We start from the raw sequence: 13,336 nt of genomic DNA on the forward strand, positions 1-13,336 counted from the left end.
GACTTCGGGATGCCCCTCAGGCCGCGCCTATGCCGGCCCCTGCTCCGCCGGCCGCATGCGGATCAGCGCGTCGAGCACGAGGACAAGAACCGGGCGCTGCTCGTCGTTGACCAGTTCCGTCTTGAAGATCACGACAGCGTCGCGCCGCTCCGGCCTGATGGTGATCTTCTGGATCTGGGATTGGCCGGTGAGCGTGGCGCCGGGCCGAACCGGGCTCGGCAGGCGGATCTCGAAGCTCCGCCCGACGATCCCCGCCACCTTGGTCCAGATCGCCTCCACGACGAGCCGCTGATAGATCGCAATGGTGTTGAAACCGCTTGCGATCAGTCCGCCGAACGGGCCTGCCGCAGCCGCGACGGGATCGGCATGGATTGGCACCGGATCATATTTGCCGGCGAACTCCAGGATCTCGGCCTCGCCGATCGTGTAGCTGCCAAGCTTGAACGTCTGGCCCTCGGTGAGATCTTCCGCATACAGCATCGCGCGCCTCCATCTGTCGCGCGACGATAGACGAATGGTGCGGGCTTTCCATTACCCCGGACGTCATGAACTTCGCGCGCGATACGCGAGCGACACCCGCCGCTCGCATATCGCCACGGGCATCCCGCGCTATTGCAGCCGGGCCGCCCTCGCCTTTGCGGCCTTCAGCGTGTTCTCCATCAGGCAGGCGATCGTCATCGGGCCGACGCCGCGCGGCACCGGCGTGATCGCGCCGGCGACCTGCACCGCCTCGTCGAACGAGACGTCGCCGCACACCGCGTAGCCGCCGTCCGGCTTCTCGACGCGCGTGGTGCCGACGTCGATGACGATGGCCTGGGGCTTGATCCAGTCGCCGCGCACGAGGCCGGCCTTGCCCACCGCACTCACCAGGATGTCGGCCTCGCGGCAGATCCTGCTGATGCCGCGGGTGTGGATATGGGTCTGCGTCACGGTCGCGTGCTCCTGCAGCAGCAACGCGGCCATCGGCTTGCCGACGATGTTGGAGCTGCCGATCACCACTGCATGGGCGCCGGTGAGGTCTGATCGGACCGACTTGATCAGCCGGAGACAGCCGAGCGGCGTGCACGGCACCAGCGCGTCATCGCCGTGAAACAGCCGGCCGGCGTTCAGGGCGTGCAGGCCGTCGACATCCTTTGCGGGATCGACCGCCGCCATCACGCGCAAGGCGTCGATATGCGCCGGCAACGGCAGCTGCACCAGGATGCCGTCGATATCGTCGCGCGCATTGAGCGCCTCTACTCCGGCAAGCAGATCGGACTCGCTGGCATCATCCGGCAGGCGTGCGACCTCGCCGCGCAGGCCGAGCCGCTCGGCCATCCTGACCTTGCTCTGCACATAGATCTGGCTCGCCGGGTCGCAGCCGACCAGCACGACCGCAAGCCCCGGCGCGCGGGGCAGCCGGTCGAGTTCGCCAGCAATCTTGTCGATGACAATTTGGGCATGTGCATGCCCATCGAGAATGTTCGCCGTCATGGCACCTCCGTTTCGAAGCGGTGCCCAGGCGCGCGGCGTTCAGTCTCTGCGCTCCCCGATGGTGGTCCATCCAAGCGCCAGTCGCGCAGATGGCGTGGTCATAGCCGCCCCGCCGGGCAAAGGCAATTCACGCTCTCCCGCGGGTCGAACGGCGACGAATTGCCCTCACTTTTGCCGGTGGATCGGTGCCGGGCGGGTCACCTCTGGGGGTAGGATTTGAGCAAGACTTGCGTTAAGTCTCGGCGCTTGCCGGGCTTTTCCGATCCCCGGCGCATCCCTTCCGGTCATCACGCCATTTCGGACATTTTCGACATGAGACATATCATCCTCGCGCTGGCGCTCTTCTGCCCGGCTGCCGCGCTTGCCCAAGGCACCACGCCGGCCCCCGCCGACGCCGACAAGCCGGCGGCGACCTCGCAGCCGATGGTCGGCGACAAGCCGCTGGTCCAGGTCGGCAAGAAGTCGGCCGCCAAGAAAGGCGAGAAGCCTGCCGCGCCCGACAAGCCGCAATCGGTCGCCCAGAAGCTTCAGGCCTGTCAGGACATCGACGACGCCACCAAGGAACGGCTGATCTGCTACGACGAGATCTTCAAGCCGCAGCCGAAGCCGAAGGCCGCCCCGGCCAAGGGCGTCAACGATTGCCGCTTCGTGAAGGAAGAGGACGAGCGGCTGACCTGCTACAACGGCTTCGCGGACAAGATTCCGCGCCTGCCGCGCTAAAGGTAGCGAGCGCCGCTCGGACGCCGTCCCGGATCCGGCCACCCGCCTGATCGCGGACATGAAAAAGCCGCCGCAAGTGTTTGCGGCAGCGGATTGATTGCCGGCTGCGGCAGCCCTTTCTTACCAGGTGCCGAAGCCGCCGAAGAAGCCCATGCGCTGCTGCTGCGCGACGCGGTAGGGCTGATACATGCCGGGCTGTGCCAGCCGCATCGGCTGCTGGGGATGGGCATGGTAGCGCGCGACCTTGCGCTTCTTCGGCGCCTGAGGCTGGGCCTGCGCCGGCTGCTCGGCCGATTTTGCCTCAGCCGCGACCTTCTGCGCATCAGCCTTCTCCGGCGGAATGAACTGGGCGAACGTATTGCGGACGCGGGCTTGCGCCGACGCATCGCCCGTAGCCGACGGGATGGCCGCGGCGACCGCGTTGACCTGCGCCGGAACAATGGTCGGCAAATTGGTGTCGTAGACCACCCGCTCGGGCAATTTCTGGGTCGACTTGATGCGCACCATGGTCTTGTCGACGCCCGGCGACGACTGTCCCTGGTTCTGGCCGGCGACCACGGCCTCCTGCGGCACGATGGCATTGACGACGAAGAGCAGCGCGAGCAGCACTCCACCAACGAACAGGAAATAACGCGCCACAGGCATTTTGGTAGCTCCCCCGCGCAGCAGGGCGCGGTTCATCTCGGCGCGACGACATCAGTCATCGCGCGGGCGATTTCATCGTCTGCGCATGATCACCCGGACGCTGTCCGCGCTCCCGGGTCGATTCGCTAACGGCTGGTTTATTAGTTAGTTCCTGTCCGGCCGTTACGGTTCACCCGACAAGTCAATTCGCGGTCACTTTTTCGAGATGCCGGGAATTAGAGGCGGCTCGCCGTCACGACCGAACATTTCGCCTTGTTTGCGTTCACGTTGACGAACCCGACCAACATTTGCGAGTAGGTCTTGCGGCTCTTCATGGCGATGGTGTCGGAGATCAGCCGCTTGCGCTCGGTCAGCGGCCGACCGTCCCGGCGGATGAAGGCGCAGGCGATCTCGATATCCTTGACGGCGAAATCATTGGCATTGCGCAGCGTCAGGGTGACCAGCGCCTTCGAACCCAGCCCGCCGCGCCGCCACGATTGCGAGGCGATCCGCAGCTTATCCAGCGGCGACCTTTCAGCGCCGGGCCCGGACGGCTTGGCCTCCTCTGCCCCCTGTGGAGCGATGGCCACACCGACGGTGGTCGGCTCGTCCGCCGGTGCGGCAAGCGCATCCCTCGCGGTCTGATTTGTGATTTGGGCTGGTTGCTCGCCGGTCGGGGCATTCTGCGCGGTGCGGATCATGGAGGACACCGGCCAGACATCCTGGTCCCCGGCGTCGCTCGGCTCGGGGAGCATGAACCATGCGGCGATCCCGGCGAGCGCAATCAGCGGCAGCAGCAGGCTGGCGTAGAAGCCCCCTTCACCGAGACGTCCGGCGGCCAACCTCCGAAACGACGCCAAGCCGATCCGCATCGTCGTGCCCTCACCCTGGCAGCCTGATCGGGCCGCCCCCCACACAGAGAGGAAGCCGCACCGCGCGGCTTCCGGGACGGCCGCAGGTCGAGCGGCCACGCCAAGACAATCGCTGACGGCCGCAATGGTTTCATTCCGGGACGACAATCTTGGGCAGGCATAACGAGGGATGGTATCCCAGCGAACCGCTCGCTAGATTTGCGCCGCCCGAGAGCGAGTGCCGCGCACCGAACAGCGGCACGACAACAACAAGGAGATCGCAATGCCTGTCGTCACCTGGGACCACGTCCACCTGCGCAGTCCCGATCCCGAGGCCACCGCGACCTGACTGCGCGACATTCTCGGCGGCGAGATCATCCGCGGCCCCGGCCGCATCGACGTCCAGCTCGGCGGCGCCAGGGTGTTCATTGCGGAGGTGACCCAGGGCGACGGCGTCAACGCCGCGCCGGTGACGCCCTATCAGGGGCTCGATCATTTCGGGCTCACGGTGAAGGACATCGACGCGGTCGCGGCCGAGATCAAGGCCAAGGGCGTCGAATTCACCAAGGAGCCGACCACGATCCGTCCCGGCGTGCGGATCTGCTTCATCCGTGGCCCGCAGGGCATCTCGATCGAACTGCTCGAGCGCGACCAGAAATACGTCTGAGCCACGCGTGCGGCGCTAAGTCATGCTGCCAGGCATGAAGCAGCGGATCGTCACGCCCATGTAGCTGGGAATCGGCCAGACCATGGCGCGACCGACCCGGTTGGGCTCGGTGACCACGGCCTCGTCGGGGACATCGATCCACGCCCCGTCGAGGCGCACACGATAGTGCCCGTCCTTGGATTCCCAGTCGACATCGCTGACCGCTGTGCCGTCGGCATCCGAACAGCACGGCCCTTTGCCGCTGCGCAGGCCGTCGAACCACTCCTTCAGCGGCGAATTGGCGTAGCGGCCGTCGGGATCGCGCGCCTGCGCGATTCGCATGGCCGCGACCAACACCAGCGTTATCAGCACGAGGGATGCGATCATGTGGCCCGCATAACGGGCCGAAGTTCCATTGAGCCTGCGAGGGCGTGCCCAATGGCCGCCGGATTCAATCCAGTCAGACATGTGTTTGCTCCAGCACTCACCGGCCAGTGCAACCAGAGCTATGCATTTCGCGGGCCACTTTGATTCGCGCGTACGGTCCGCTGTCATTGCGCCGTCACACTGCCTGGCAGGAACCGAGGGTCACCCGAACGCGGGACACCCGGGAATCAACCTGCCGCATTGCACGAGGTTGCTCGCTTTGGCATAAAAAACCAACTGGCTTGCCGTGGGCGTGGCGGCCAGCAATCGGGACGTCATGAAGAACGGACTTTACTCAATTCACGTCACCCTGCTGGACGGTCGCGTCGGCAAGGGCAGCGGCGTCATTCTCTTCCGCGACGGCCAGATACTGGGCGGCGACGCCTATCTTTACTACACCGGCAGCTACACGGTGAAGGGCGATGCCTTCAAGGGCGAAATCCTTGTGCAACGCCACACGACGCCGCGCGACACCGACAACCCGCTGTTCGGCGGGCCCGCGCCCGTCGGCATCGGCGTCTCCGGCACCTTCACCGACACCCGCGGCACCATGAGCGGGACCGCGCTGGTCGGCAAGGCGAGCCTGATCTTCGGCGCCACGCTGCACAAGCTCGCGGATATCAATTAGCGGTTTGAAACTCGCTGCTAGATCCGTCACCCCCGCGCAAGGGCTTCGCCTTTGCGCGGGGATGACGGATCGAGAGCAAACGCGTGGTTGGCCACTACGCTTCGCGCTACTCCGCGGCCTGCTCCAGCGGCGCGACGCGCGGCAGGATCATCTGGATGCGTGTGCCGTTGCCCGGCGCGGAATCCAGCGAGAGCCGGCCGCCGAGCCGCGTGGTGACGATGCTGTAGACGATGTGCAGGCCGAGCCCGGTGCCGCCCTGATCGCGCCGCGTCGTGAAGAACGGATCGAAGGCGCGGCGGCGCACGTCGAGGCTCATGCCGCAGCCATTGTCGGCGAAGATCACCTCGACATTGTCGCCGCCGGCGGCGTGGACCTGGATCTCGACCTCGCCGGCCTTGCCGTCCGGGAACGCATGCGCGACCGCGTTGAGAAACAGATTGGTCAGCACCTGGCCATACGGTCCCGGATAAGAGTTCATGATCAGGTTCGGCTCGCAATCGACATTGAGCGTCAGATTGTGCTTGCGCAGGCCGGGCCTCAGACTCATCACGACCTGCTCGGTGAGATCGCCGAGGTCGAAGGTGCGCTGGTCCGAATAGTTGCGGTCGGCGGCGACCTGCTTGAACGACTGGATCAGCTCCGCGGCGCGGTTGAGATTGGCGACGAGTTGCGAGGAGGCATCGCGCGCCGTGTTCAGGAAATCGTTGAGGCTGGAGCGGCGCAAGTCGCCGCGCTCGACCTGGGTGGCGAAATTCGCGGTCTTGCGCTCCAGCGCGGACGCCACCGTCAGGCTGATGCCGACGGGATTGTTGACCTCATGGGCGACGCCGGCCACCAGGCGGCCGAGCGCGGCGAGCTTTTCGGCCTCGATCAGCGAATTCTGGGTTTCCCGCAGATTGCGCAACGCGGCCTCCGCGGAATCCCTCGCCTTGCGCATCTCCTGCTCGGAGCGCTTGCGCTCGCCGATGTCGAGCGCGACCGTGACGATGTTCTCGATCTCGCCTTGCGCATCGAGGATCGGCAGCTTGTTGACCAGCCATTGCCGCATGTTGCCGGCGACGTCCTTGTACTCCTCTTCATAGAAGCCGAGCTCGCGCCGCGCCGACAGGACGCGCTTGTCGTTCTCATCGGTCTTCGCCGCGCCATAGCGCGACATCAGCTCGCCGGTGGTCTGGCCGATCGCGTCCTGCGGCTCGATGCCGAAGATTCCCGCCATGTAGCGGTTCATCAGCACGTAGCGCAGGTCGCGGTCCTTGACGTTGATGACGGCGGGCACGGTGTCGATGACCATCTGCAACAGCCGACGGCCTTCGGCGATCGCGTCTTCGGCGCGCTTCTGGTCGGTGATGTCGCGCACCGTGCCCTCGTAGCGGATCACTTCGCCCTCGTCGTTGCGGACGACGGTCGCCGAATCGGACAGCCATAGCACGGTGCCGTCGCTCGCGCGCACCTGGTACTCGTAGTCGCGCACCGTGCCGTCGCGCTGCATCAGCTGCTGGTACTGCTCGCGCGCCGCCGGATCCACGTAGACGGTGGTGGCGATGTCGTCGATGCCCTTGATCAGGTCCTGCGGCGCGGCATAGCCCATCATCCGCGCCAGCGCCGGATTGGCGTTGAGCAGCGCGCCGCCCGGCGTCGTGACGTAGATGCCCTCGACCGACGCTTCGAACAGCTTGTGGTAGCTCTCCTCGGCGAGCCGCTGCTCGGCGAGCGCGCGCAGCGCAGCCTCGCGCGCGCTGTCGGCGTCGACCAGGGTCTGGCGGAACACTTCGGCGGCGCGTGCGATGTCGCCGATCTCGTTGTCGAGGTCGGCGCCGGGAATGAACGCGCTCTTCTCGCCGCCGGCGACCTTGCGGATCGAGCCCGCGATCCTGGCCAGCGGGCGGACGGTGCGGCGAACCACCAGCACCGACGCGAACAGGCCGATCAGCACGCCCGCCGTGCCGAGCACGATGCTCTGCCATTTTGCTTCAGCCAGCGTCCGGGCAAAATCGCGCGACAGCACGTGGCCGCGGCGCGAGCTGAGCTCGCGCAGCAGCTCGGTGACCTTCTGGATCAGCCGGCCTTCGGCGCCGAGCACCTCCTTGTCGATGTCGGCGATCTGGCCCTCACGCACCGAGACCGCGATGATCGCCTCGGCATAATTGTCGACGGCGCCGCGCAGCGCGGGATCGGAGATGGTCATCGCCCGCATGCTCTGCGCGGCCTGCTCGGCGGCGGACGTGTTGTGCGCCAGCAACGCGGTGGCAATCCGGCTCTGGGATTGCGACAGCGCATTGGCCAACGCCGCATCGTTGCTCGCGGCGACCGCCTTGTCGAAGGCGTCGCGCAGCGGCGGCAGCCCGGCGACCAGCTCGGCGCGGCGGCTGAGCAGCGCCGAGATGCGCTCGATACCGTTGCGATAGGTCGCCAGCCGCTGGGTGACGCCGTCGATCATGTCCTGCTGCTCGGGCGCCAGCTTGATGCGGGTCTTTTTCAGGATCTCGCTCAGCAACTGGGCCGCCTCCGCGACCTGGACCGACTGGCTGCCCGGCTCGGTGACGAAATCGCGCGCCGCCAGCCGCAGCTCGTTCATGCGGCGGTCGATATCCTCGGCGATGTCGCCGACGCTCTGCAGCCGCTGCAGCTCGGCGAATGTCGTATCGATGTGACGGATCGCGATCACGCTGGCGGTGGATGTGATGATGATCACAGCCAGGACCAGCAGGAAGCTGCCGAACGTGAGCTGGCCAATGGAGAGGGAGAACGCACGCGGCGCTTGCGAATTCGGCGGCAATTCAGCGGTCATGTCATCAAGGCCGGGGTCCAATGCGCCTAATATACGGGAAATTACGGGCTTTGGGGAAACATGCTGCACGGCCCAACCCGCCGGAGGTGTGACCGGCGTCACCCCGGGCGGGTGCCGGTGGCCGATTCCGGCACAGGGCGGCGGGGCTCAGTCCGGCGGGATGCCGGCCTCCTTGACCACCCTGGCCCAGAGCGCAACGTCCGCCTTGATGATATCGGCGAACTGCCTCAGCGGCGCGCTACGGGCGTCGCAACCGGCGACATCTAGCTTCTTCCGCACCTCAGCGGAGGCCAGCGCCGTCTCCAGCGCGGCGCTGATGCGTTCGACCACCGGCTGCGGCGTGCCTGCCGGCACCACGAAGCCGAACCATGGCGTCACCTGCGCTTCGGCAAAGCCCTGCTCGGCCATGGTCGGCACATCGGGGAAATACTTCGAGCGGCCGTCGCTGATCGCCCCGATGATCCGGATGCTGCCGGACTGCACCTGGGCCAGCGCCTGGTTGGCCGACAGGAAGCTCGAGGTGATCAGGCCGCTCGCGATATCGGGCACCATCTGCGGATAGCCGCGATAGCCGATCGCAGTGACGTCGATGCCGGCGAGCCGCTTGAACAGCTCGAAGCCGAGATGGCCGGTCGAGCCCTTGCCGGGATGGCTGTAGTTCAGCGTCCCCGGCTTGGCCTTGGCCAGCGCGACATAGTCGGCGACGGTCTTCACCGGCAGCGAGGTCGGCACGATGAAGAAGTTCGGGGCGAGACAGATCTGCCCGACCGGCACGAAATCCTTCACGGGATCCCAGCGCAGCTGCGTGTTCAGCGCCGGGCTTGCGGTAAAGAAGGTCGTCACCAACAGCCATGTGTAACCATCGGGAGCGGCGCGTGCGACCTCCTCGGCCGCGATCGAGCCATTGGCGCCGGATTTGGCCTCGACGACGATCGTCCCCTTCCACTGCTCTTGCATGTCCTGCGCCATGATGCGCGCGAACACGTCGGCCACGCTGCCCGGCGCGTAGGGAATGACGATGCGGATCGGCCGGCTCGGGAAGTCCTGTGCGCGCACCGTGGCGGCCATCGCCAGCAACGCCATGCACGCACCGGCAATGAGGCTGACCCGCCGCAACATCGTCCGTTTCCCGCCCAGTGATCTCGTTGCGGGCAGCATGCAGGCATTGGCCGGCGGCAGCAAGGCGCCGGTTTCAGCGGGCGAAACTTCAGGCTGTAGCGATCTTACGCGCAGGAATCGTCATCGCGGCGATGACGTCAGGCTGTGGCGATCCTTCGTGCAGGAATCGTCATCGCGGCGACGCCGATCACGACGCAGGCGAGGCCGATCCACGCCGTCGGGCTCAGCCGTTCGCCCAGCACCATGACGCTGAGCGCCACCCCGATCGGCACCCGCAAGTAAGCTTGCGCGGTGGTGCCGACCGAGCCGAGGGTCTGGATCAGGCGGAAGTAGATCACGAACGCGATCGCGGTCGAGAACAGCGCAAGCGCCAGCAATGCGGCGAGCGACGTCGTCGACGGCGACAGCGTCCAGGGCCGTTCGACGGCAAGGCTGAGCGGAACGAGAATCGCGGCGCCCGCGAGCAGCGAACCCGCCGCCGGCGCCATCGGATCGAGCCCCTTGAAGCCGCGGCTGAAGATCGCGGCACAGGCGTAGCAGAAGGTGGCAGCGACGATCGCGACCTCGGCCACGATTCCCTGCCCGAGATCGCGGAACGCATCGACGCCGACGATCAGGCAGATGCCGGCCATGCCTGATATCACCCCGAACAGGTTGCGCGGGCTCGCGGCCTCGTGGCGGGTGACCGCGGCGGTGAACAGGAAGGTGAAGATCGGCGAGGCCGAATTGAGGATGGTGGCGAGCCCGGCATCGACGAAGCGCTCGCCCCAGGCGATCAGCGTCCACGGGATCACGCTGTTGAGGCAGGCCTGAAAGATGAAGCGGCGCCAGGTCGCGCGATCGGCCGGCATCGATACGCCGCGCATCGGCATGATGACGAGCAGCAGCAGCCCCGCGATCGTGGTGCGCGCCGCGATCAGCGTGATCGGCGGGATGGTCGCGACACCAAGCTTGATGAAGGTATAGGAGCCGCCCCACAGGGTGGCGAGCGCGAGCAGCAAGGCGAGCTCGAAGGCCATGTTGGGCTGGCGTGGGGTGGTGGTCATGCAGCGGATTTCGTCTCGATGACGGGACGGAATCTACATCGTCGCAATGTGACAATCCTTCGGTACAGACCGAAGTGTGGAGAAAGCGCCTCGCCTTCCCATCGTCGTCCCGGCGAAAGCCGGAACCCATTATCACAGGGTTGCGTTGTCGGAAAAGGTATGGCCCCGCGCGTCGCGCAACAATGAAGGCCGGTGGTTATGGGTCCCGGCCTGCGCCGGGACGACAGCGAGTTTGTTGCGCCGCCTGTGAGTCGCGCGCACGCCAGCACACAACAGAACTACCCCAGCGCCCCGACGTCGAACACCTCGCCATCGTACCCCGCTTCCTTGGGGATGCGGAGCTGGCGGCCGGTGGCGGTCTTGGTCATCACGGGCATTACGGCGACAATCGACTTGCCCTTGCTGTCGGCGAGCGCGGCGCCGACGTTCGGCTGCTTGCCGAGCCTGATCAAATTGCGCGTGGTCGGGAACGGCAGCTTGAAGCGGCCGCTCTCGCCACCCTCCAGCGCCTCGCGCGTCGACACCCAGATCGAGTCGGTCGATTCCTTGCCGTCATGGGCGCCGAGCTGCTCGGGCGGCGCGGCGGCCAGGAAGAACCAGGTGTCGAAGCGCTTCGGCATGCCCTCCGGCGTGATCCAGTGCGCATACGGCACGAGTTCATCGAGCGCGAGCACCATGCCGTTGTCGGTCAGCACCTTGAGGAAGCTGATCTTGCCTTCGTTCAGCGCCGTGCGATGCGCGGTCGCGATCTCGTTCGCGCGCTTCGCATCGACCAGGTCTTTCGAGCCTGCCGGCCGCGCCAGCAGGATGCCGCTCTCCTCGAAGGTCTCGCGGATCGCCGCGATGCGGAAGCCGAGCGCGTCGCCGTCGAGCCCTTCGCCGCCGGAATAGAGCGCGGGATCGGCGGCGATCTCCTTGTCGTTCTTGTCGACGCTGCCGCCCGGAAACACCAGCGCACCCGAGTTGAACTCGATCTGGTGATGGCGGACCATCATGAAGACTTCGATTTCGCCCGATGAGCTGCCGTCACGCAGCAGCAGCACGGTCGACGCAAGGCGCGGGGCAACGATCTCGGTCATGATTAGCCTGCTGCACTGGATTGCGGTTGCAGATTGGCGCGGCGGTCGACGCGCGCCACACGGGACAAGAGATAGTCAACCTCCGCCCTTGCCTGCGGCGTGATGACAGCTCCGGGCTTGCGCTGCGCGCTGGAGGAGATGATGCCGCGCTTCTGCAGCACGTATTTGCGCACGGTGAGACCGACGCCGGGCTGCTGCTCGTAGCGGATCAGCGGCAGATGCGCGTCGAACAGATCATGCGCCGCATCGCGTTTTCCCGCCTTGGACAAGTTGACGACGTCGATCAGCAGTTCGGGGAAGGCATAGCCGGTCATCGCACCATCGGCGCCGCGCTCCATCTCGAAATCGAGGAAAAGGCCGCCATTGCCGACCAGGATCGACAGCGGCCGCAGCGAGCCGTCCTTCTGGAAGTTGCGCAAGGTCGAAATCTTCTCCAGGCCCGGCCAGTCCTCGTGCTTGAGCATCACGCAGGACGGCGAATCCATCACGATCTTGCGGATCACGGCCGGCGTGAACACGACGGTCAGCGTCAGCGGATAGTCCTGCAGCACCCAGGGAATATCGTCGCCGATCGCTTCCTGCGCCTGCTTGAAATAGCCGATGATCTGGTCGTCGGTACGCAGATGCGGCGGCGGCGCGATCATGACGCCGGCGGCGCCCGCATCCATCGACTTCTTCGCCAGCGAGCGCATCGTGGCAAAGCCCGGCGCCGAGACACCGACGATGACCTGGAGCTTCTTGGCGCGCTTGACGAAGCGCAGCGCGACCTGCTCGGCCTCGGCGGCGTCGAGCTTCGGCGCCTCGCCCAGGATGCCGAGCACGGTGACGCCGTCGCAGCCGACATCGGTATAGAAATCGGTCAGCCGGTCGATCGATGCCTCGTCGATGCGGCCGTCGTCGTGGAACGGGGTCGGCGCGATCGCAAAGGTTCCGGCGGCCTGGGCGGTGAGTTTGGTCATGGGTGCCTCGTCTGTTTCCGCCCTCTATACAGCGTCATTTCCCGATGCGCCATTGCGCATCGGGAAGCCGTTCCCGCAGTCGCGGGTGCCAATCCTTACTTGAACCGCCGCGCCGACTTCTTGATCTCTTCCTCGGAGAAGAAGATCTCCTTGGCGTGGGTGACGATGTCCTCCGCCTTCCATCCCGTGAATGGCGGCGTCCAGCCCTCCATTTCCATCATCCGCATTTCGCGGACGCCGCGCGGGCCGGAGACGCCAAGCACCTTGCCGGTCTGGTCGCCCGACAGATCGCTGACCATGTAGAGCACGGCCGGCGCGATGCCATCGGGCCCGAGCGCCGCACCCGGGTTCTCCTTGTAGCGCGGCAGGTCCGCGGTCATGCGGGTCAGCGCGCCCGGCGCCAGGGTCCAGATCCGGATGTTGTACTTGCGGCCCTCGATCGCCAGCACGTTGGAGAGGCCCCAGATGCCGCCCTTGGCGGCGCCGTAATTGGTCTGGCCGAAATTGCCGATCAGGCCCGAGGTCGAGGACGTGTTGACGATGACGCCGCCGCCATTGTCACGCATCCATTTGAACACCGGCTGGGTGCAGCAGAAGGTGCCCTTGAGGTGCACCTTCATCACCTTGTCCCAGTTCGCTTCCTTGGCCTTGTGGAAGGTCTCGTCGAGCAGGATGCCGGCATTGTTGACCAAGATGTCGGCGCGGCCGAAATGCTTGATGGCGTCGTCGAACACCGACTGGCCGCCGGCCAAGGTCGAGATGTCGGCGCCATTTGCGACCGCGCGGCCGCCCTCGGCCTTGATCGCGTCGACCACCTTGTCGGCCATCGACTTGTCGGAGCCCGAGCCGTCGCGCGGGCCGCCGAGATCGTTGACCACCACGGCCGCGCCCTCGCGCGCAAACAGCTTCGCATAGGCTTCACCAAGCCCGCCGCCGGCGCCCGTGATCAGCGCCACCTTGCCGTCGAGTAATCCCAT

13 protein-coding genes, 1 pseudogene and 1 riboswitch are annotated in these 13,336 nt (G+C 66.1%); of the genes and pseudogenes, 3 read left to right on the forward strand and 11 right to left on the reverse strand.

Annotated features, from left to right (window positions below; translation table 11 throughout):
- Positions 1–27: 27 nt before the first annotated feature.
- Positions 28–480, reverse strand: coding sequence for a MaoC/PaaZ C-terminal domain-containing protein (locus tag ACSKB9_RS06540; RefSeq protein WP_076831284.1), 453 nt, complete (start codon positions 478–480; stop codon positions 28–30).
- Between the two features lie 129 nt (positions 481–609).
- On the reverse strand, positions 610–1,473 hold the full coding sequence (locus ACSKB9_RS06545) for a bifunctional 5,10-methylenetetrahydrofolate dehydrogenase/5,10-methenyltetrahydrofolate cyclohydrolase (protein WP_438072100.1): 864 nt from the start codon (positions 1,471–1,473) through the stop codon (positions 610–612).
- 15 nt (positions 1,474–1,488) lie between these two features.
- A riboswitch (ZMP/ZTP riboswitch) is annotated at positions 1,489–1,568 on the reverse strand.
- Positions 1,569–1,785: 217 nt separating this feature from the next.
- Between ACSKB9_RS06545 and ACSKB9_RS06550 the strand changes: the two genes are divergently transcribed.
- Complete coding sequence (locus ACSKB9_RS06550) at positions 1,786–2,193, forward strand: hypothetical protein (RefSeq protein ID WP_438072102.1); 408 nt, start codon at positions 1,786–1,788, stop codon at positions 2,191–2,193.
- A gap of 120 nt (positions 2,194–2,313) precedes the next feature.
- Here the strand turns inward: ACSKB9_RS06550 and ACSKB9_RS06555 are convergent, their stop codons facing one another.
- Positions 2,314–2,838, reverse strand: a complete 525-nt coding sequence (locus ACSKB9_RS06555; RefSeq protein WP_438072104.1) for a hypothetical protein — start codon at positions 2,836–2,838, stop codon at positions 2,314–2,316.
- Between the two features lie 215 nt (positions 2,839–3,053).
- A complete protein-coding gene (locus ACSKB9_RS06560; RefSeq protein WP_233475693.1) occupies positions 3,054–3,689 on the reverse strand; it encodes a hypothetical protein in 636 nt (211 codons plus the stop codon).
- Between the two features lie 262 nt (positions 3,690–3,951).
- Between ACSKB9_RS06560 and ACSKB9_RS06565 the strand changes: the two are divergent.
- Positions 3,952–4,335 (forward strand): annotated as a pseudogene (locus tag ACSKB9_RS06565) (VOC family protein).
- A gap of 15 nt (positions 4,336–4,350) precedes the next feature.
- Here ACSKB9_RS06565 and ACSKB9_RS06570 read toward each other — a convergent pair.
- Positions 4,351–4,782, reverse strand: coding sequence for a hypothetical protein (locus ACSKB9_RS06570; RefSeq protein WP_076831290.1), 432 nt, complete (start codon positions 4,780–4,782; stop codon positions 4,351–4,353).
- Between the two features lie 235 nt (positions 4,783–5,017).
- Between ACSKB9_RS06570 and ACSKB9_RS06575 the strand changes: the two genes are divergently transcribed.
- Positions 5,018–5,368 (forward strand): GrlR family regulatory protein, encoded by a 351-nt coding sequence (locus ACSKB9_RS06575; protein WP_057015832.1) that lies wholly within the window; start codon positions 5,018–5,020, stop codon positions 5,366–5,368.
- 106 nt (positions 5,369–5,474) lie between these two features.
- Here ACSKB9_RS06575 and ACSKB9_RS06580 read toward each other — a convergent pair whose 3' ends face one another.
- The 6 genes from ACSKB9_RS06580 to ACSKB9_RS06605 all read right to left on the reverse strand — a co-directional run bounded on the left by ACSKB9_RS06580 (position 5,475) and on the right by ACSKB9_RS06605 (position 13,336).
- Complete coding sequence (locus tag ACSKB9_RS06580) at positions 5,475–8,156, reverse strand: PAS domain S-box protein (RefSeq protein ID WP_438072107.1); 2,682 nt, start codon at positions 8,154–8,156, stop codon at positions 5,475–5,477.
- Between the two features lie 147 nt (positions 8,157–8,303).
- Positions 8,304–9,275, reverse strand: coding sequence for a Bug family tripartite tricarboxylate transporter substrate binding protein (locus ACSKB9_RS06585; RefSeq protein WP_438072109.1), 972 nt, complete (start codon positions 9,273–9,275; stop codon positions 8,304–8,306).
- A gap of 137 nt (positions 9,276–9,412) precedes the next feature.
- Positions 9,413–10,321 (reverse strand): DMT family transporter, encoded by a 909-nt coding sequence (locus ACSKB9_RS06590; RefSeq protein ID WP_438072111.1) that lies wholly within the window; start codon positions 10,319–10,321, stop codon positions 9,413–9,415.
- A 278-nt stretch (positions 10,322–10,599) separates the two neighbouring features.
- Entirely contained in the window at positions 10,600–11,400 is an 801-nt protein-coding gene (locus ACSKB9_RS06595) for an NUDIX hydrolase (protein WP_438072113.1), read from the reverse strand.
- Positions 11,401–11,402: 2 nt separating this feature from the next.
- Positions 11,403–12,359: a dihydrodipicolinate synthase family protein gene (locus ACSKB9_RS06600; RefSeq protein WP_018272087.1), complete on the reverse strand. Its 957-nt coding sequence runs from the start codon at positions 12,357–12,359 to the stop codon at positions 11,403–11,405.
- 95 nt (positions 12,360–12,454) lie between these two features.
- Positions 12,455–13,336: an SDR family oxidoreductase gene (locus ACSKB9_RS06605; RefSeq protein WP_076831307.1), complete on the reverse strand. Its 882-nt coding sequence runs from the start codon at positions 13,334–13,336 to the stop codon at positions 12,455–12,457.

The organism is Bradyrhizobium sp. BR 1433, assembly GCF_051547665.1.
In the GTDB taxonomy this organism is placed as follows: domain Bacteria; phylum Pseudomonadota; class Alphaproteobacteria; order Rhizobiales; family Xanthobacteraceae; genus Bradyrhizobium; species Bradyrhizobium australafricanum.